Source organism: Streptomyces gottesmaniae, assembly GCF_031845845.1.
GTDB lineage: Bacteria > Actinomycetota > Actinomycetes > Streptomycetales > Streptomycetaceae > Streptomyces > Streptomyces akebiae.
This window is the reverse complement of sequence record NZ_JAVRFJ010000011.1, coordinates 26066-45374: the sequence shown is the minus strand read 5'-3', so window position 1 is coordinate 45374 and position 19309 is coordinate 26066. Positions and strand designations below refer to the sequence as shown.

Annotated in this window: 20 protein-coding genes; 10 read left to right on the top strand and 10 right to left on the bottom strand. The window is 71.0% G+C overall.

Features of this window, described 5'->3' with window-relative positions; genetic code table 11:
• Window positions 1-25 precede the first annotated feature (25 nt).
• Complete coding sequence (locus RM704_RS14585) at window positions 26-421, bottom strand: pyrophosphohydrolase domain-containing protein (protein ID WP_033525122.1); 396 nt, start codon at window positions 419-421, stop codon at window positions 26-28.
• Window positions 422-626: 205 nt separating this feature from the next.
• Here RM704_RS14585 and RM704_RS14580 point away from each other — a divergent pair, with 205 nt between their 5' ends.
• Window positions 627-1775 (top strand): peptidoglycan recognition protein family protein, encoded by a 1149-nt coding sequence (locus RM704_RS14580; protein ID WP_033525121.1) that lies wholly within the window; start codon window positions 627-629, stop codon window positions 1773-1775.
• A 232-nt stretch (window positions 1776-2007) separates the two neighbouring features.
• Entirely contained in the window at window positions 2008-3006 is a 999-nt protein-coding gene (locus RM704_RS14575) for a TAXI family TRAP transporter solute-binding subunit (RefSeq protein WP_033525120.1), read from the top strand.
• A 229-nt stretch (window positions 3007-3235) separates the two neighbouring features.
• Here RM704_RS14575 and RM704_RS14570 read toward each other — a convergent pair whose 3' ends face one another.
• Window positions 3236-4648 (bottom strand): sensor histidine kinase, encoded by a 1413-nt coding sequence (locus tag RM704_RS14570; protein ID WP_033525119.1) that lies wholly within the window; start codon window positions 4646-4648, stop codon window positions 3236-3238.
• Window positions 4649-4657: 9 nt separating this feature from the next.
• Window positions 4658-5344, bottom strand: a complete 687-nt coding sequence (locus RM704_RS14565; RefSeq protein WP_033525118.1) for a response regulator transcription factor — start codon at window positions 5342-5344, stop codon at window positions 4658-4660.
• Between the two features lie 318 nt (window positions 5345-5662).
• Between RM704_RS14565 and RM704_RS14560 the strand changes: the two genes are divergently transcribed.
• The 7 genes from RM704_RS14560 (at window position 5663) to RM704_RS14530 (ending at window position 11816) form a co-directional block, all read left to right on the top strand.
• Window positions 5663-6439, top strand: coding sequence for an amino acid ABC transporter ATP-binding protein (locus RM704_RS14560; RefSeq protein ID WP_033525117.1), 777 nt, complete (start codon window positions 5663-5665; stop codon window positions 6437-6439).
• Window positions 6440-6520: 81 nt separating this feature from the next.
• A complete protein-coding gene (locus RM704_RS14555; protein ID WP_192829554.1) occupies window positions 6521-7375 on the top strand; it encodes a glutamate ABC transporter substrate-binding protein in 855 nt (284 codons plus the stop codon).
• Window positions 7376-7495: 120 nt separating this feature from the next.
• Complete coding sequence (locus RM704_RS14550) at window positions 7496-8173, top strand: amino acid ABC transporter permease (protein ID WP_033525115.1); 678 nt, start codon at window positions 7496-7498, stop codon at window positions 8171-8173.
• Complete coding sequence (locus RM704_RS14545) at window positions 8170-9117, top strand: amino acid ABC transporter permease (protein WP_052145802.1); 948 nt, start codon at window positions 8170-8172, stop codon at window positions 9115-9117. Before RM704_RS14550 ends, RM704_RS14545 begins: the two co-directional genes overlap by 4 nt.
• A 198-nt stretch (window positions 9118-9315) precedes the next feature.
• Window positions 9316-11007, top strand: coding sequence for an FAD-dependent monooxygenase (locus RM704_RS14540; RefSeq protein WP_033525114.1), 1692 nt, complete (start codon window positions 9316-9318; stop codon window positions 11005-11007).
• Between the two features lie 43 nt (window positions 11008-11050).
• Window positions 11051-11197, top strand: coding sequence for a putative leader peptide (locus tag RM704_RS14535; protein ID WP_311590621.1), 147 nt, complete (start codon window positions 11051-11053; stop codon window positions 11195-11197).
• A gap of 79 nt (window positions 11198-11276) precedes the next feature.
• Window positions 11277-11816, top strand: a complete 540-nt coding sequence (locus RM704_RS14530; protein ID WP_078936917.1) for a cupin domain-containing protein — start codon at window positions 11277-11279, stop codon at window positions 11814-11816.
• A gap of 76 nt (window positions 11817-11892) precedes the next feature.
• Here the strand turns inward: RM704_RS14530 and recX are convergent, their stop codons facing one another.
• The 4 genes from recX to RM704_RS14510 all read right to left on the bottom strand — a co-directional run bounded on the left by recX (window position 11893) and on the right by RM704_RS14510 (window position 15866).
• Window positions 11893-12780, bottom strand: a complete 888-nt coding sequence (gene recX / locus RM704_RS14525; RefSeq protein ID WP_078936916.1) for a recombination regulator RecX — start codon at window positions 12778-12780, stop codon at window positions 11893-11895.
• Between the two features lie 3 nt (window positions 12781-12783).
• A complete protein-coding gene (gene recA / locus RM704_RS14520; RefSeq protein ID WP_033525112.1) occupies window positions 12784-13914 on the bottom strand; it encodes a recombinase RecA in 1131 nt (376 codons plus the stop codon).
• Window positions 13915-14230: 316 nt separating this feature from the next.
• The gene (locus tag RM704_RS14515) at window positions 14231-15577 is read right to left on the bottom strand and encodes an AI-2E family transporter (protein WP_311590619.1); all 1347 of its coding nucleotides are present in this window, start codon (window positions 15575-15577) and stop codon (window positions 14231-14233) included.
• 94 nt (window positions 15578-15671) lie between these two features.
• On the bottom strand, window positions 15672-15866 hold the full coding sequence (locus tag RM704_RS14510; protein ID WP_033525111.1) for a DUF3046 domain-containing protein: 195 nt from the start codon (window positions 15864-15866) through the stop codon (window positions 15672-15674).
• A 79-nt stretch (window positions 15867-15945) separates the two neighbouring features.
• On the opposite strand from RM704_RS14510, the gene RM704_RS14505 reads away from it, so the two are divergent.
• A complete protein-coding gene (locus RM704_RS14505) occupies window positions 15946-16890 on the top strand; it encodes a hypothetical protein (RefSeq protein WP_033525110.1) in 945 nt (314 codons plus the stop codon).
• A gap of 66 nt (window positions 16891-16956) precedes the next feature.
• Here RM704_RS14505 and RM704_RS14500 read toward each other — a convergent pair whose 3' ends face one another.
• Genes RM704_RS14500 through RM704_RS14490 form a run of 3 tightly spaced genes read right to left on the bottom strand, consistent with a single transcriptional unit; the run spans window position 16957 to window position 19066 of the window.
• Window positions 16957-17265, bottom strand: coding sequence for an AzlD domain-containing protein (locus RM704_RS14500; RefSeq protein ID WP_033525109.1), 309 nt, complete (start codon window positions 17263-17265; stop codon window positions 16957-16959).
• Entirely contained in the window at window positions 17262-18128 is an 867-nt protein-coding gene (locus tag RM704_RS14495; protein ID WP_311590648.1) for an AzlC family ABC transporter permease, read from the bottom strand. Before RM704_RS14495 ends, RM704_RS14500 begins: the two co-directional genes overlap by 4 nt.
• A gap of 29 nt (window positions 18129-18157) precedes the next feature.
• Window positions 18158-19066: an AraC family transcriptional regulator gene (locus RM704_RS14490; RefSeq protein WP_033525108.1), complete on the bottom strand. Its 909-nt coding sequence runs from the start codon at window positions 19064-19066 to the stop codon at window positions 18158-18160.
• Window positions 19067-19309: the final 243 nt, after the last annotated feature.

Below are 19309 nucleotides of genomic sequence, written 5' to 3'. Positions count from 1 at the left end.
CGGAGAGCCGCGGGGCTGGGCGCGCTCAGCCCGCCCAGCCCTGCTTCCGCAGCACCGAGGACACGTCGGGCGCCTGGTAGTGGTCCCCCTTGAGCACCTTGCCGTCCGCCCGGCGGGCGACCCGCCCGTCGGGGCCCAGCTTGGTCATGTTGGAGCGGTGGATCTCGGCGATCACCGCGTCCAGGTCGATGCCGTGGACGAGAGCGGTGCCGTACGCCACGTACACCACGTCGGCCAGTTCGTGGGCCAGCCGGTCGAGCGGCCCGTCGACCGCCACCTCGGCGACCTCGGCGGCCTCCTCGGCCAGCAGCTCGCCCCGGTGGGCGGCCAGCTCCGGCGAGACCTCGGTGGGGGTGTCGCGGACGTCGAGGCCGAAGGCGCGGTGGAACTCACGGACCAGGTGAGCGGGAGAGGAACTCATCCGACGACCCTACCGAGACCCCGCCGCCGGACCTGGCCCACGCAGACAGTTCTGTCCGTCTCGTACGGTCATGACGCCCAAGTCCGTCTCTGTCACGGATGTTTGACGCTACGTCAGCACAGGGGGGCGGTGGCGGAACCGGTGACTCCACTCCGTACGCTTCGTTGAGTCTTCACGTACCACCCCGAGCGATTGAGGACCCATCGTGAGCGTTCCCCCCACCTCCCCCAGCCATCGGGCCACGTCCCGGGTGACCCGCCGTACGGTGATCGGCGCGGCCGGCGCGGTCGCCGCCGGCGCCGTGATCACGCCGACCGTGATGGCCACGACCGGCGACTCCGGCACCGCGGCGTCCTCGGACACCGGCGCCGAGGGATCGGCCGCCGGCACGACGACCGAGACCTTCCCGAAGACCCGCAGCGAGGCCGCCACCGGCGAAGCGCCCGTCGAGGCGGCCTTCCCCATCGGTTATGTGGGCGTGCGCTGGGGCGGCACCGACGAGACCACCGGCGGCGGCATCCGGCTGCGGGACGCCGACGGCGGCCAGGGCACGTGGCAGTCCCTCGGCGACGGCGGCTGCTCCCTGGCCAACGGCGGCGGTGTGCTGCTCGCGGCCGACCAGGCCGCCGGGTACGAGCTCAAGGCGCCCGACGGCGCCACCGGGCTGCGCTCGCTCGCGCTCGACACCCTGCACGGCCCGGACCGCAAGGTGGCCGTCCCGTCCGACCCGACCCGCGTGCGGGGCGTCCAGTACCTGACGCGGGCCGCCTGGGGCGCCGACGAGTCGCTGCGGTTCAAGGCGGACGGCACGGAGAACAGCCCGACCGCGTTCTACCCGTTCCAGACGATCACCGTGCACCACACGGCCATGACCAACGACGACCCGGACCCGGCCGCGACGGTCCGCGCGATCTACCAGCTGCACGCCGTCACCAACGACTGGGGCGACATCGGCTACCACTTCCTCATCGACGAGGAGGGCCGCATCTACGAAGGCCGCTACTCCGGCGAGGACGGCCTGCCCGCGCACGACGCCGACGGCAAGGTGGTGACCGCCTTCCACGTCGGCGGCTTCAACTCCGGCAACCTCGGTATCGCCCTGCTGGGCACCTTCACCGAGCAGGGCCCCAAGGAGGCCGCCCGCGCCTCACTGACCCGACTGGTGAAGGTCCTGGTCCGCCAGCACGGCGTCGACCCCCAGGCCCGCGTGACCTACACCAACCCGGTCAACGGCACCCAGAAGGAGGTCGCGGAGATCAGCGGCCACCGGGACTGGATGGCGACCGAGTGCCCGGGCGAGGTCATGTACGGAGAGCTGGAGCGCCTGCGCACCGCGGTGGCCGCCGGTCGCTGACCACGACCGGTGGCAGTCGGCCGCTCACCACGACCGGTGGCAGTCGGCCGCTCACCACGACCGGTGGCAGTCGGCCGCTCACCACGACCGGTGGCAGTCGGCCGCTGACCACGTTCTGTGCCCCGGCCGCCGGACCCGCCCGGTGCGGGTCCGGCGTCGCCGAGGTCACGAGCTCGCACCGGATGGGTCCGACCCTGGCCGCCCGCTCTCTGACCTGGCAGGATTTCGTCGCATGGTCCAGGTACTCCCACGCATCGGCAGGCGGCACGCGCTGCTGGGCTCGGTGGCTTCGCTGGTGGTCCTCGGGCTGCTCGCGTGGTGGTTGTGGCCCAGCGAGAAGCCGCCGAGCGGGACGATCACGGTGACCACGGGAGCCGAGCGGGGCGTCTACCAGGAGTACGGCAGCCGGCTGCGCAACGCGCTCGCCGGGGACATGCCGGGGCTGCGGGTCCAGCTCATGCCGAGCAACGGTTCCCAGACGAACGTCCGCCGGGTGGCCACCGGGCAGGCGGACTTCGCCATCGCCGCGGCCGACGCCGTCCAGACGTACATCGACGAGGACCAGCCCGGCGCCGAGAAGCTGCGGGGCGTGGCCCGGCTGTACGACGACTACATACAGCTGGTGGTCCCGGCCGACTCGACCATCCAGAACGTCTCGGAGCTGAGGGGCAAGCGGGTCGCCGTCGGCCCCGAGGGCTCCGGCGTACGGCTGATCGCCGAACGTCTGCTGGCGGCGGACGGGCTGGACATCGACAAGGACATAGACGCCCGGCGCGACACCATCGGCACGAGCCCCGACGCCCTGCGCACCGGAAAGATCGACGCCTTCTTCTGGTCGGGCGGCCTGCCCACGAAGGGGCTGACGGACCTCGCGGAGAAGGAGCGGTACGACTTCCGGTTCGTCCCGATCCGCAGCGACCTGGTGACGAAGCTGCACGACCAGGGCGGGGTCTTCAGCCACTACCGGGCATCCGTCATGCCCGCCGACGCCTACCCGGCCATCCTCACGGGCCCGGTGCCCACCCTCACCGTGGCGAACCTGCTCATCACCCGCGCGGACATGGACCCCCGGCTCACCGAATGGCTGACCCGCGTCGTCCTCAAGAGCAGGGACAACATCGGCCAGCACGTCCACGCGGCTCAGGTGGTGGATCTGCGCACCGCGATCTACACGGACCCGCTGCGGCTGCACCAGGGCGCGAGGGCGTACTACCGGTCGGTGAAGCCGTAGCCCCGGAGGCCGCCTCAGGGGTCGGTGAAGCCGTAGCCCCGGAGGCCGCCTCAGCCACCGGGAGGGCCGCCTCAGCTACCGGGAGGGGCCTCCTCAGCCCACGGAGCGAGGCCTTCCAGCGGCCCGGAGGGGTCCAGCGGGCCGGAGGGGCAGCGGGGCCGGAGGGACCTTTCCAGCGGCCCGCCGACGCCTTCCCGGCGGCCTCTCGCCCCTGCTCTGCTCGGACCACTCAGGCGGGCGGACGCGACCGGGGCACCGTCACCGTGACCCGCAGCCCGTGCGGCTCGTGGTGGGCGTAGGCGATGGAGCCGCCGCCCGCCGCGATCAGCGCCCGGGAGATGGAGAGGCCGAGACCCGAACCCTTGATGTTCTGGTGTGCGGTACTGCGCCAGAAGCGGTCGCCGACGCGCTCCAGCTCCTCGTCGCTGAGGCCGGGCCCGCCGTCGGTGACGACGACCGTGGAGGTCTCGCCGTTCGAGGTGACCCTGACCTCGACCCGCTCCCCGGCGGGCGTGAACTTCAGCGCGTTGTCGATCACCGCGTCCAGGGCGCTGGACAGGGCGATGGGATCGGCCCAGGCGGTGGTGGCCGGGCAGGTGCCGGCCAGCGACACCCCCTTGTCGTCGGCCAGCGGCGACCAGGACGCGACGCGCTCGGCGGTCAGCTCACCCACGTCGATGAGCCGCAGATCGGACTCCGCGTGCTCGGCGAGCGCCAGATCGAGCAGATCGTCGAGGACCGACGCGAGCCGCTTGCCCTCGGTGCGCACGGAGGCGATCTCCTCGTTGCCCTCGGGCAGTTCGAGCGCGAGGAGGTCGATACGGAGCAGCAACGCGGCCAGCGGGTTGCGGAGTTGGTGCGAGGCGTCGGCGACGAAGGCGCGCTGTTGCTCCAACACGTCCTCGACGTTGTCCGCCATCTCGTTGAACGACCGTGCCAGCCGCCTCAGTTCGGGCGGCCCGCTGGCCACCGCGACCCGTGACTTGAGGCGCCCGGAGGCGATGGCGTGGGTCGTGACGTCGAGGACGCGAACGGGCTTGAGGACCCATCCCGTCAGCCGCAGCGCGGCGCCGACGGCGAGGAGCATCGCGGCGCTCTCGCCCGCGGCGATGATCAGCCAGCCGCGCAGGATCTTGGAGCGCATCTGGTCGGTGGGCGAGTCGGTGACGACGGCCGCGACGACGTCACCGTCGTGAATGACGGGGGACGCGACGACGAGCCGGCCCTCCTGCCAGGGCCACACCTGTTTCGGGTCGTGCGGACGGCGCCCCAGCAGCGCCTCCTCGAAGGCGGCGAGCCCCTCCCCCTCGGTGGGCCGGCCCCACTCCTGGGGGGCGTTGGCCATGGCCGACTGGCTCTTCTCCCGGTAGAAGACGCCGGCCTTGATGCCGTACACCCGGTAGTACTGCTCCAGCTCCCGCTGGAGGGTCTCGCCGCGGCCGTCCGTGGTGTCCACGCGGGATCCGCTCGGGCGTTCGGTGACGAACTGGGCGAGGGCCGCGAAGCGCGCCGTGTCGTCGATGCGGTCGACGACCACCTCCTGCTGGCGCGCCGCCGCGAGGCTCACCGCCAGCGGGATGCCGAGGGCCAGCAGCACGGCGGCCATCAGGACGATGAGCAGCGGAAGAAGACGAGTGCGCACGCGGGCACGCTACGGCGTCGGGGCGACCAGCCGGTAGCCGACCCCGCGCACCGTCTCGATCAGGGCGGGCATCCGCAGCTTGGACCGCAGGGAGGCCACGTGCACTTCCAGGGTGCGTCCGGTCCCTTCCCAACTGGTCCGCCACACCTCGCTGATGATCTGCTCCCGGCGGAAGACGACCCCGGGCCGCTGGGCCAGCAGCGCGAGCAGATCGAACTCCTTGCGGGTCAGCTGGACGACCGAGCCGTCCACGCTGACCTGCCGGGTGGGCAGCTCGATGAGCACGGACCCGAGCCGCAGCCCGCTGCCGCCGGGGGCCGCGGCCTCGTCGGGGGCCCGTCGGCGGGCGACGGCGTGGATACGGGCGAGCAGCTCGCCGGTGTCGTAGGGCTTGACCACGTAGTCGTCGGCGCCCAGGTTGAGGCCGTGGATCCGGGACCGTACGTCGGAGCGGGCCGTCACCATGATCACCGGGGTGCTGGTGCGCTTGCGGATCTTGCCGCAGACCTCGTAGCCGTCCTGGTCGGGCAGGCCGAGGTCGAGCAGGACGACCCCGTAGCCGTTGCCCTCCGGGACGAGCGCCTGGAGGGCCTCCTCGCCGCTGCGGGCGTGGGTGACGTCGAAGCCGTGGCGGGCCAGGACCGCGGACAGCGCGGCGGCGACGTGGTTGTCGTCCTCGACGAGGAGCAGCCTCATTCCGGCCCCTTCCTGCTCGGCGGGTCATGCGTTTCGGTCATGTGTGCGTCTCGGCTGGCACACATTACGCGGATTCGCATCCCGGGCACGCGCGTATCGGCCCCTTCGCAGTCACACTGATGAGGGAGGACGCCGTCAAGGCCGAACGGGTTCCGAGCGGGTTCCGTTATCCAGCCGAAACTCCTCGCACGGAGCCGTCACGTGCAGTGTCCGTCCGGCTACCAGATCGTTATGCTCAATTCTCGCTCAGATGTAATGACGCTGGTCGTCGCCGGTCACTACTGTCCTCCGAAACCGAGGAAGACGGAGCCCAAAGCGATGACCGAAGTTTCGGTGGTCAAGGACGCGGTGCCCGCGGCCGACGACCTGGTCGTCCTGAAGAGCGTCAACAAGCACTTCGGCGCGTTGCACGTACTCCAGGACATCGATCTGACGATCACCAGGGGCGAGGTCGTCGTGGTGATCGGACCCTCCGGGTCCGGTAAGTCCACCCTGTGCCGCACCATCAACCGGCTGGAGTCGATCGACTCCGGCGACATCTCGATCGACGGCAAGCCGCTGCCCGCGGAGGGCAAGGCACTCGCACGACTGCGGGCCGACGTCGGCATGGTGTTCCAGTCGTTCAACCTCTTCGCGCACAAGACCGTGCTCGAGAACGTGATGCTGGGGCAGCTCAAGGTCCGCAAGACCGACAAGAAGCAGGCCGAGGAGAAGGCACGGAGCCTGCTCGACCGGGTCGGCGTGGGTACCCAGGCGGACAAGTACCCCGCGCAGCTCTCGGGAGGTCAGCAGCAGCGTGTCGCGATCGCGCGGGCGCTGGCCATGGACCCCAAGGTCATGCTCTTCGACGAGCCGACCTCGGCACTCGACCCCGAGATGATCAACGAGGTCCTGGAAGTCATGCAGCAACTGGCTCGCGACGGCATGACCATGGTCGTGGTCACCCACGAGATGGGCTTCGCCCGTTCGGCCGCCAACCGGGTGGTCTTCATGGCGGACGGCCGCATCGTCGAAGAGGCTGTGCCGGACCAGTTCTTCAGCAACCCCCGCAGCGACCGGGCCAAGGACTTCCTGTCGAAGATCCTGCACCACTGACGGCCCTGCCGACGCCTCATCCGGCCCCGGCACCCGCACCATGACGGTCCGCATCTCTTCACCACGCAAAGGATGTTCACCATGAAGCTCCGTAAGGCCTCCGCCGCAGCAGCAGCCGCCCTCGTCCTCGCCCTCACGGCCACCGCTTGTGGCGGTGACAACGGCGACGACAACGGTTCGGACACCGGCTCCGGCTCCGGTGGCGGCGACAAGATCAAGATCGGTATCAAGTACGACCAGCCGGGTCTCGGTCTGAAGGAGCCCGACGGCACCTTCTCCGGCTTCGACGTCGACGTGGCGACGTACGTGGCCAAGGAACTCGGTTACGAGCCCAAGCAGATCGAGTTCGTCGAGACCAAGAGCGCCGACCGCGAGAACGCGCTGGCCCGCGGCGACGTCAAGTTCATCGCGGCCACCTACTCGATCAACGACGAGCGCGCGAAGCTCGTCGACTTCGCCGGCCCGTACCTGCTGGCCCACCAGGACCTGCTGGTCAAGGCGGACTCGGACATCGCCAAGGGCACGGACCTCAACGGCAAGACCCTCTGCTCGGTGACCGGCTCCACCTCGGCGGAGAACGTCAAGAAGGACATCGCTCCGAAGGCCCAGTTGAAGGAGTACGGCGGCTACTCGGAGTGCATCGCCGGCCTGCAGAGCGGTGCCGTGGACGCCGTCACCACCGACGACTCGATCCTCGCGGGCTTCGCCTCGCAGGAGAACTACAAGGGTCAGTTCAAGCTCGCGGGCCTGAAGCTCAGCAACGAGAACTACGGCATCGGCGTCAAGAAGGGCGACACCGCGACCGTGGACAAGATCAACGCCGCCCTGGAGAAGATGGTCAGCGACGGCGCCTGGGAGACCGCGGTCAAGGAGAACTTCGGCCCGGCCGACTACAAGAACGAGCCCGCCCCGAAGATCGGCGACATCGTCAAGTAAGCGGGTACCCGCACCCAGCGCGGGTCTCGTAGTCGCGCCGCCGCCCGCCGCAGAGCGCGGTAGAGGCGGCGGCGCGCTGCGCCTGCCTCGTACGCCACACACCCGGAAGCGCGGGAGACAGTGTTCGACTTCCTTTCAAACTACGACGACCCGAGCTTCTTGGGTGCGTTCTGGATGACGGTCAAACTCACCGTCCTCTCAGCCATCGGCTCTCTGATCTGGGGCACCCTGCTGGCCGCCATGCGTGTCAGCCCCGTCCCCCTGATGCGCGGCTTCGGCGCCATCTACGTGAACGTCGTGCGGAACATTCCGCTGACCGTCATCATCGTCTTCACCTCGCTCGGCCTCGCCGACATCTTCCGCGTGACGATGGGTGCGGGCAACGACGTCAAGCTCACGGCCTTTCGACTGGCCATCCTCGGTTTCGTGGCCTACACCGCGGCATTCGTCTGCGAGGCGCTGCGCTCCGGCATCAACACGGTGCCCGTGGGCCAGGCCGAGGCGGCACGCGCCATCGGGCTGAGCTTCAGCCAGGTCCTGGGGCTCATCGTGCTGCCGCAGGCGTTCCGCGCCGTCATCGGCCCGCTGGCCAACGTACTGATCGCGCTCACCAAGAACACGACGGTAGCCGCCGCGATCGGTGTGGCGGAGGCCGCATACCTCATGAAGGGCATGATCGAGAAGGAGGCGCAGACCCTGCTCATCGGCGCCATCTTCGCCTTCGGGTTCGTGGTTCTGACCCTGCCCACCGGTCTGATCCTCGGCTGGCTGAGCAAGCGACTGGCGGTGAAGCGATGAGTTCCGTCCTCTACGACGCCCCCGGCCCCCGGGCCAAACGGCGCAATGTGATCTTCACGGTGGTGTTCTTCGTCCTGCTGGCCCTCCTCGCCTGGTGGCTCTGGCGAGCACTGGACAGCAGGAACCAGCTGGAGTGGAAGCTCTGGAAGCCGTTCGTCACCTCCGAGGCCTGGACGACGTATCTGCTGCCTGGTCTCGCCAACACGCTCAAGGCTGCGGCGCTCGCCATGGTGATCGCCCTTCCCCTCGGTGCGCTCTTCGGCATCGCGCGCCTCTCCGACCACCGGTGGGTCCGCATTCCGGCCGGAGCGGTGGTCGAGTTCTTCCGGGCCATCCCCGTCCTGCTGCTGATGCTGTTCGCCAACGAGTTCTTCGCGCGCTCGACTGGCGTCAGCACCGAGGACCGACCGATGTACGCGGTCGTCACCGGTCTGGTGCTCTACAACGCCTCGGTGCTCGCCGAGGTCGTACGCGCCGGCATCCTCGCCCTCCCCAAGGGCCAGACGGAGGCCGCTCAGGCGATCGGCCTGCGCAAGGGTCAGACGATGGGCAGCATCCTGCTGCCGCAGGCCGTCACCGTGATGCTGCCTGCCATCGTCAGTCAGCTCGTGGTCATCGTGAAGGACACCGCGCTCGGCGGCGTGATGATCGGCTTCACCGAACTGCTCAACGGCCGCGCGACACTGGCCGCGTTCTACGCCAACGTCGTGCCCAGCTTCGTCATCGTCGCGATCATCTACATCGTCCTGAACTTCATCATCACCAGCTTCGCGAGCTGGCTGGAGGGCAGGCTGCGGCGGGGCAAGAAGTCGACCGGTGCGGTCCTCGGCCCCGCGGCGATCGAGGGCACTGCGGCGGCCGGCGCGGGTGGCGCCATCGGCGGTGTCGGTGCCATCGGCATCGGGGACGCAGGCGGCGGAGGCGGCGGAGACTCCGGCAACTGACAGAAGGTCAGGTGGCATCCTCCCAGGGTGCCCCCCGAATCGCTCTCCGGAGGGCAGTGGCATGATCGCCACTGCCCTCCGTCACTTGACGCAAGCACCGGCAATGGGTTGCATACGTTCTGTGATCGTGCACCCTGCTCCAACTTCCTGTTCACCCACGTCCGCCGGGACGTCACGTCGGGCAGGGGGCACCGCGCCGTGGATCCGGTGATCATCGTCGGTGCGGGGCCCGTGGGGCTCACGCTCGCCCTGGCGCTGGCGCGCCAGGAGGTGCCGTCCGTGGTCCTCGACGAGGGACCGGGGAAGGACGAGCAGCGGCTCGCGCGGACGGTGGTCCTGAACGAGGACACCGCCGCCCTGCTGGAACGGTTGTCCGGCGCCCCCCTCTCCCGGGTGGGCTTCCGCTGGGCCGGATGGCGGTCGATGCGACGCAAGCAGGTGATGCGTCAGGTCCGATTCGTGGAAGCCGACTTCGAGGAGCCGGGCCTCTCGCCCGGGGAGGGCGCGAAGGGTGCCCGCGGTGGCCACGACGCCGTCGTGGAAGGTTCCACCGACCTCCCCCCGCTCCACATCGCCCAGCACGTCCTGACCGCGGCCCTGCGCGAGGCCATCGCCGGTGAGCGGCTCGTCAAGATCGCCGTGGAGAGCCGGCTCGACGCGCTGGAGCAGGAGAAGTCCGGCGTCACGGCCCACACCCGCGGCCCCAAGAGCACCTGGTGGCGCGGCAGTTACCTGGTGGGGTGCGACGGCCCCCGCTCGACGGTCCGCAAGCTCCAGGACATCCGCTTCCCCGGCCGGACGGCGGTGGAACGTCACGCGGTGGCGGCGCTCCGCGCGGAACTCCCCTGGCCGGGCGAAGCGTTGCTGCACCGCATGCCACCGTGGCGCACGGCGGGCCCGTCCGGCGGGGAGATCGCCGCACGGCCCCTCGACGAGGGTGTCTGGCGCCTCGACTGGCTCCTGCCCCCGGGCAAGGACCTCGTGACGCCCGAGCTCCTCGTGACCCGCGTCCGTGAGACCCTCGCCGGCTGGACGGGCGGCTCGACCCCGCCGTACGACCTGCTGGACACCGGCGTCCACACCGTGCACCACCGGCTCGCCCGGCGGTGGCGGGTGGGCCGGGTCTTCCTCGCCGGGGACGCCGCGCACCTGCTCGGGGCGCTCGGCACCCAGGGTCTCGACGAGGGCCTGCGGGACGCCGACAACCTCGCCTGGAAACTGGCCCTGGCCTGGCACCACGGCCCCCACGAGACCCTCCTCGACAGCTACCAGACGGAACGGCGCGCGGTCGTCGCCGCCCGGCTGCGCGCCGCCGACCAGGTGCTGCCGCTGCTGCGCGGCGGCAAGGGGCTGCGGTCGTACGTCCCCGGCTCGGCCCGGGGACACGACGCGCTGCTGGCCGACGGGCACCTGGGGCGCGGGGCACTGGGTGCGCCGGGGGCGTACTCCGACTCCCCGCTCATGCCTCCGCGCGCCGCTGCGGAGACCCCGGTCGACACAGCGCCGGGCACCCAGGTCGTTGATGTGGAGGTGACGGCGGAGGACGGCTCCTTCGTACCGCTGCGGGACCGGCTCGGACGCGGGGCACTGCTGGTCGTGCTGGTCGCGCCGGGCACCGGGGTGTGGGAGCGCAAGCACTGGATGAGCGCCGGGATCATGCCCCGTCTCGCCGCCGCCGTCTCGGCCCTGCCGCGGCCCGCCGAGTTGCTGGTCGCCGAGGCCTACCCGGGCGCGGGTGCCCACACCGTCCTCCTCGTCCGCCCCGACGGCTACCTCGTCACGGCCATGAGCGGCGTACGCCCCGCCGACCTGTACGCGGCCGCGGAAGCGACACTGGGCGGGGCGAAGCAACAGCCCGAGCCCAGCGACGCGGCCACGAGCGCGCGTTGAGATGCCCTCGTAGCGCCCTCGTCCTTCGTCGACCGCCGTCACTGTGTGTCCACATAGTGACGGTGAGTTGACCGTCCAGCCCGGTCGTGGTGTACTCCGGTCCGTGACCGACACCTCTACGCGCCTGTGGCGGAGGGTCCATATGGACCTCGTCCGCTACGCGGGCTGCGTGTGTCGTCCGTCCTGCTGACTTCGCATCCCTCTTCTTTCGCGCGCCACCCGTATGCGGCCGCGCGCTCCCGAGCGAACGCACATTCAGGACGGTACCCGTGTCTGTGTCCCCCGTTGTTCCCCCTACTTCCGCTCCGGCCGTCTCCGCCCCCACGCAGGCGGAACTGCTCGACTTCGCGCGTCGCGCCGCCGCCGACGCCGAGCTGATCGCGTCCCTCCCGCTCGACCCCGAGGGCCGTACCTGGGTACGGCTCGAAGGTCCCGGCGGCAGCGAGGCCTGGCTGATCGGGTGGCCGCCCGGCACGGGGACCGGCTGGCACGACCACGCCGACTCGGTGGGCGCCTTCGTCACGGCGGCGGGCGAACTCAAGGAGTACTCTCTCGCCGCCCGGCTGCCCACCGACGGCTGGAAGACCCTCGAACTCAACGAAGGCGTCGACCGCGAGCGGCAGTTGTCCGCCGGCAAGGGCCGCTCCTTCGGACGCCACCATGTCCACGAGGTGCTCAACGAGTCCCACGAGGAGCACGCGATCTCCGTCCACGCCTACTACCCGCCCCTCCCCCGCATCCGCCGCTTCAGCCGCACGGGACAGGTGCTGCGCCTGGAACACGTCGAGCGCCCATCTGACTGGCAGTGAGTCCGGGGGCCGACTGGCGGTGAGCCCCAGGGCCCGAGCGGCCCGGGCTCGCTCCCCCTCGCTTCAACCCCAGCCCTCAGTACCCCTCGTCCTCCAGCCCCTCCGTCTCCTCCCCCTCCTCCTCCAGCGCCTGCCTGACCACTCGCAGGGCCATTCCCTCGGGGTAGCCCTTGCGGGCGAGCATGCCGGCGAGGCGACGGAGGCGTTTGTCGCGATCGAGGCCTCGAGTGGCGCGCAGCTTGCGCGCGACGAGCTCGCGCGCGGTGGTCTCCTCCTGCTCCGAGTCGAGCTGGGAGACGGCCTCGTCGATCAGTGCCGAGTCGACACCCTTGGTACGCAGCTCCCTGGCGAGAGCCCGTCGCGCCAGGCCCCGACCGTGATGCCGGGACTCCACCCAGGCGTCGGCGAACGCGCTGTCGTTGATCAGTCCGACCTCCTCGAACCTCGACAGCACCTCGTCCGCCACATCCTCGGGGATCTCCCGTTTCTGCAGGGCGTCCGCGAGTTGCTTACGAGTGCGCGGGGTCCCGGTGAGCAGGCGCAGGCAGATCGCGCGCGCCCGCTCAGCCGGGTCCCCTGAGGACTCCCCTTCCTCGGCCCTCGACGAGAAAGACGAACCCCCGTCCTGTGGTCCCCCGTCGTCCGGGCCGTCGCCCGATTCCCCGAAGCCGCGCCGCCGACCGCTTCGAGCGCCACGCCGGCCACGTGCGTCGCCGCCCGCACCGCGCGAGGTGCCGCCGCCACGCCGACGGCTGCCGACGGCCGCGCCCTCACCGGAGGGCGAGCTGTCCTCCCGCCGTGCGACGTCACCGTCACCGCCGTCGCCGTACGGTCGGAACCCCTCGTCCCCGCGCCCGCGTCCGTCCGCGCCGAATCCCCCGGTGCCCCCGTCGTTACCCCCGCGCTCCCGGCTCTCGGAAGCACTGGGATACGCGTACTCGCCCCAGTCCGTTCTGCGCGTCACGGACTAGCTCTTCGCCGCCGCGGCCCTGGTCTTGGTGGCCTTGGCAGCCGGAACGGGCACCGTCTTCGCGGCGTCGTCCGCGGTGGCCGGATCCGAGACCGCCGCGTCCGCGCCCGGCTCGGCGGTGGGCTCCTCGGGCCGGACGCCGACGCCCAGCTTCTCCTTGATCTTCTTCTCGATCTCGTTGGCGAGATCGGGGTTGTCCTTCAGGAAGTTACGGGCGTTCTCCTTGCCCTGGCCGAGCTGGTCGCCCTCGTACGTGTACCAGGCGCCGGCCTTGCGCACGAAGCCGTGCTCCACGCCCATGTCGATCAGACCGCCCTCACGGCTGATGCCCTGGCCGTAGAGGATGTCGAACTCAGCCTGCTTGAAGGGCGGCGCGACCTTGTTCTTGACGACCTTGACGCGAGTGCGGTTGCCGACCGCGTCCGTGCCGTCCTTGAGGGTCTCGATGCGGCGGATATCGAGTCGCACCGAGGCGTAGAACTTCAGCGCCCGGCCACCGGTCGTGGTCTCCGGGGAGCCGAACATCACGCCGATCTTCTCGCGGAGCTGGTTGATGAAGATGGCGGTGGTCTTGGACTGGTTGAGCGCGCTGGTGATCTTCCGCAGGGCCTGGCTCATCAGCCGGGCCTGCAGACCGACGTGGCTGTCGCCCATCTCACCCTCGATCTCCGCGCGCGGGACGAGGGCTGCGACGGAGTCGATGACGATGAGGTCCAGGGCACCGGAGCGGACCAGCATGTCCACGATCTCCAGGGCCTGCTCGCCGTTGTCCGGCTGGGACAGGATCAGGTTGTCGATGTCGACGCCGAGCTTCTTCGCGTACTCGGGGTCGAGGGCGTGCTCGGCGTCCACGAAGGCGACCTGGCCGCCGGCCTTCTGGGCGTTCGCCACCGCGTGCAGCGTCAGGGTCGTCTTACCGGAGGACTCCGGTCCGTACACCTCCACCACACGGCCACGCGGCAGGCCGCCGACGCCGAGGGCCACGTCGAGCGCGGTCGACCCGGTCGGGATGACCTCGATGGGCTCCTTGGACCGGTCGCCCATGCGCATGACCGCGCCCTTGCCGAATTGTCGTTCAATCTGTGCGAGCGCGGCGTCGAGCGCCTTCTCGCGGTCGGTTCCTGCCATGGGTTCCACCCGGTTTGCTTGAGTCGATCGCTTCACGTGAAAGACGCTAACGCCTGCCACTGACAATGGGGCCCTACGCCCGCCCGGCCTGTGGATAACTCGGGCACTTCTCCACGAAAACCCTGTCGAACTCCCGTCGACAGCCGCGCCGGAGCCTCCATAAGAATAGATGTTCGATTTTAGTGTCAAGCGACACCACGAGCCGTCCGGAGGGCATTCCTCCTGTCGTTGCCGATGCGCCTGCCCGTGCGGCCGCCCCGGGCCGGTGGCGCCCGGTGACGGCGGAACAGCGCGAAACGGCCCGGGGGGCCGCGCCCTACGGAGTGCCGCGCTCCGGCCCGGCGCCGCTCTCGGGACCGGCGCCGCTCTCGGGGCCGTCATCGCCCCCGGCGTCGTCTCCGGCGTCGTCCGTCGGTCGGCTCGTCGGCTGCTGCCGGTCCGCCTTCTCCTCCAACCTCCTGCGCAGGCGCGCGACGGGGTTGCGTGAGCCGCGTCTGCGGTGACCGTGCACGCGGGGGTCGTCCGTGACGTCGTACCGCTTCACGTACGCCCCGAGGAAGGCCTGCAGGGTGGCGATGGCCGGAATGGCGATGAGCGCGCCGACGGCCCCGAGGAGGGCGGTACCCGCGATGACCGACCCGAAGGCGACGGCCGGGTGGATGTCCACGGTCTTGGCGGTCAGCTTGGGCTGCAGCACGTAGTTCTCGAACTGCTGGTAGAGGACCACGAAGACGAGGACCCACAACGCGTACCACGGGTTGACCGTGAAGGCGATCAGCATCGGCAGGGCACCCGCCAGGTAGGTGCCGATGGTGGGGATGAACTGCGAGACCAGGCCGACCCAGACCGCGAGCGCGGGTGCGTAGGGCACGTCGAGGTACTCCAGCAGGACGTAGTGCGCCGCGCCGGAGATCAGCGCCATCAGCCCGCGCGAGTAGAGATAGCCGCCGGTCTTGTCCACGGCGATCTCCCACGCGCGCAGCACCTCGGCCTGCTTCGCGGGCGGCAGCACGGAGCACAGCGCGCGCCGCAGTCGTGGTCCGTCTGCGGCGAAGTAGAACGAGAACAGCGCGATCGTCAGCAGTTGGAAGAGGCCGCCCAGGACCTGCGCGGAGACGTCGAGGACGCCCGTGGCGCTGTTCTGCACGTACTTCTGGAGCCAGTCGGAGCGGAGCAGCCCCTCCTGGATGTCGACGCGCTTGAGCTCGGTGTGGAAGGTGGTGTTGATCCAGCTGATGACGGAGTCGAGGTACGCCGGGAAGTCCTCGACCATCTTGATGATCTGGCCGGCGAGCATCGAGCCGAGCAGGGTGACGAACCCCGCGGCCCCGACCAGTGTGATCAGGAAGACCAGGAAGGTGGCGAAGCCCCTGCGCAGCCCCTTCGAGGCCATCCAGCTCACCGCGGGCTCGATCGCGAGCGCCAGGAAGAAGGCGATGAGGATGTTGACCAGCAGTCCGATGAGCTGATGGAAGGCCCAGCTGCCCAGCTGGAAGACGGCGACGAGGGAGAGCGCGAGCACCATCGCGCGCGGCAGCCAGCGCGGCATTCGGCCGCTCGGCGCGACACCCGGTCCCGGGCCGGACGGGGGGCCGGCGGGGGGTGTCGTGTCGGACGGGGGTGCCTGCTGCTGGAACCTCGCGGTCTCGTCTGTGGGGGCCACGCACCAAGTCTCGCCCACGCCACCGACAATCAGTCGCCGCCCCCGGATCCTCCGGTGCAACGACCGACGTCCGCGTGGTGAAGTCCCGGGCTTTTCAGCGGTTTTCGGCAGGAACGCCCATGGTCGCGCACACCACGCGCCACACGTCCTTGGCCTCCCAGCCCGCGTCCAGGGCCTCGTGGACCGTGCGTCCACCGAGGTCGGCCATCACATGATCACGCGCGAAGGTGTCGGCGTACCCCGCACCGAAGTGCTCCGCCATCCGCTGCCAGAAGACCGTCAACCGCATGAGTCCAGTATCCCGCCCCAGGGGGTGGGCCTTCGCGGGACGGCTTTCCGATACCGCTTTCCGCCCTACGGTCGGAGCCATGTCCGAAACCGGAGCATCCCCACTCCCCTCGTCGTCCCCGGCGCGCACCCCGCTGGCTCGCGCCGAGCAGTTCGTCTGGCTGACCGCGCGCGTACTGGAGCAGCGCCGCTTCGCCTACCACTTCCTGGAGGGGAGCGCCGACGCGGTGGAGACCGCGCTGGCCGCCTACCGCAACGCCGACGAGGGGTACGGACACGCGCTCGAACCCGATCTGCGCGGACCCGTGAGCCAGCCGCTGCACACCGGCCACGCGCTGCGTGTCCTGGATTCGATCGGGCGCTGCGGCGGACAGCGGGTGGAGCGCGTGTGCCGCTATCTGACCTCGGTGTCCACCCCGGACGGCGCGCTCCCCGCGGTGCACCCCAGCCAGCGCGGCTATCCGGCGGCCCCGTTCGTGCCGATCGTCGACGACCCGCCCAGTGACCTGCTGGCCACCGGGCCCGTGGTGGGCCTGCTGCACCGCAACCAGGTGTGGCACGCGTGGTTGTTCCGGGCCACGGACTTCTGCTGGCAGGCGGTCGAGTCCATGGAGAAGTCGCACCCCTACGAGATCCATGCCGCCGTGGCGTTCCTGGAGTCGGTGCCGGACCGCCCCCGCGCGCGGGCGGCAGCCGACCGGCTGGGCCGCCTGGTGCGCGAGCACCGGCTCGCCGCGCTGGATCCGGAGCGACCGAACGACTTCCCGGTGTCGGCCGGTTACGCGCCGGGCGAGCACCACTACCCGCACGACTTCGCGCGCACCCCGGAGTCCCTCGCGCGCGCGTGGTTCACCGACGAGGAGATGTCCCGTTCCCTCGATTTCCTGGCGAGTGAGCAGGCGGAGGACGGCGGCTGGCCGATCCGCTGGCGGCAGTGGGCTCCGACCACGGCCATGGAGAGCCGCCCGATCGTGACGATCGAGGCGCTGCGGACGTTGCGGGCCTACGGGCGTCCGATCAGCTGAGGCCGGCAGCTCAGGACTCGGCACGCGTGTGCGCGTGTGTGCGCCCTACGACGGCTGCGGCGGCCGTCAGCCCGTGATCGCCCGCGCCCCCGCCGTCACCACCACCGCCGCGGCCACGACGACCAGGAAGGGGGCCCGCAGGAGGAGCGCCACGGCCGCCGCTGCGAGCCCCGCGGCCCTCGCGTCCACCACCAGGTCGTGGCCGTCGGCGAAGGTCTGCTGGGCCGTGAGGGCGGCGAGCAGGGCCACGGGCAGCAAGGCGGCGAGGCGCTGCACGAGTGGGCGTTCCAGGAGGCCCGCCGGCACCAGCAGGCCGATCAGCTTGACCGCGTAGCAGCCGACGGCGGTGACGGCGACCGCGATCCAGACGTTCACCGGTGCTCCCCCTGCCCGTCGTCGCGTCGGCCGCCCTCGCCCTGTGGTCCGTGCCCACCGACGTCCACACCCTGTCCGCGCGCGGCCTCGTCCTGCCCGACCTCCGGCCGGCCGTCTCCCCTCCGGCGGTCCATCCGTGGCCCGCCGGCCCTGCGGCGGCGCCCCTGCGCCCAGAGGACGATCGGGGCGGCCGTCGCGGCGACCAGGACCGGGACCCCGGCGGGCAGTACGGGCAGCAGGCCCAGCCCCAGGACGACCGCGACGCCCGCGACGGCCCGCTCCCCCGCGGTCTTCAGCATCGGCGCGAGGAGGGCCAGGAAGACGGCGGGTCCGGCCGCGTCGAGCCCCCAGGCATCGGTGTCCCCGATGGCGTCGGCGCCGAGCGCGCCGAGCAGCGTGGTGAGGTTCCACAGCACATAAAGGCTGAGCCCGGTGACGGTGAAACCGATGCGGGCGGCCCGGCGCGTGGGGTGGGCGAGGGCGACGGCCGTGGTCTCGTCGATGACCCACTGGGCGGCGAACGGCCGCACCGCGCGCGGGAGGGCGAGCACCTGGGAGAGACGCAGCCCGTAGAACGCGTTGCGCACGCCCAGGAAGAAGGCCCCGGCGGCTGCCGTGAAGGGGTTGCCGCCGGCCGCGAGCGCGCCCACGAGAGCGAACTGGGAGGCCCCGGTGAACACCAGGAGGCTCAGCGCGCAGGTCTGCGGCAGGCTGAGCCCGCTGCCGGCCGAGGTCACCCCGAAGGCGAACCCGGACAGGCCGACGGCCACCCCGACTCCCAGTGCGTCCCGGACGACCGCTCCGTCGGATTTCGTGCCGCCACCGTCGTGTCGTGTCTCCGCGAGACCTGTCTGTTCAGTCACCACGCACCGGACGGTACGAGCCGCCGACGCTATGCGTCTTGTACGTTCTTGCGCCCCCGAGCGCCGTCCGTGCGTCCGCGCGCGCGGTCCTCACTCTCACGGCCGCCGCCGAGACCGCCTATGCGTTCGCGCTGGTAGGCACCCGGAGGCACGCCCACGATCCTGCCGAAGTGGCGGTTGAGGTGTGGCTGGTCCGTGAAGCCGACGGCGACGGCGGCATCGACCGGAGCCGTGCCCGCGTCGAGCAGGCTCCGCGCCCGCCGCACGCGCGCGTCGGTCAGCCAGGCGTGCGGTGGCATGCCGTAGGCCGTGCGGAAGGCCCGCAGCAACGCGAAGGGGCTGGTGCCCAGCTCGGCGGCGAGTCGCTCCAGGGAAGGCGGGTCGGCCAGCCGCTCCGACAACACGGCACGCGCGCGTGCCGCGACGGAGGCACCTGCCGTACGGACGGGGCGCTGGGGCAGGGGCCCGCCGTTCAAGCGCAGCAGCCGGGTCACGGCGACCCGCAGCAGGGTGTCCGCGGCCAGCGCGTTGCCCTCGTCGACGGCCCGCAGCACCTGGTGGACGAGGCCGGCGGCGTAGGGATCGTCGAGCACCGGATGCACGAACCCGGGGGTACCGCGGATCATGGTCGTCTCGGCGGCGATCTCGGCCACCACGTCCGGGGACGGGTACACGGCGCCGTACCGCCAGCCCTCGGGCACGCCGGCACGTCCGGTGTGCGGAGTGTCCGGGTTGACGAGGGCCAGGGTGCCCGGGCCCGCGTACTGGTCGGCGCCGCCGTGGTGGAACACCTCGACACCGTCGGCGATGGCCGCGATCACGAAGCTCTCATGGGTGTGCCGCACGAACTTCTTCTCCACATAGCTCGCCCGCAGCAGGTCGACCCCGGGCAGCTCCGCGTACCGCCAGTGCCTCGCCCGCTCCACCGAACCCGCCATGCCCCCATTCTGCGGCCGGCCCGAGCGGCGAACCCCACTGCCCCCGCCCGGCCCCGCCGCAACCTTCCCCGGCCCCACCCGGACTGCTCCGGCCCCACTCGGACTCACCCGACCTCACCCGGACCTTTCCGGCCCTGCCCGGACTGACTCGCCCGCCTCCGCCCGACGCACGCCCCTCCCGGCCCTCGTGCTGTCCCGCTCCGAGCCGTTTGCCCAGGTCCGAGCCGTTGTCAGTGGTCGGGT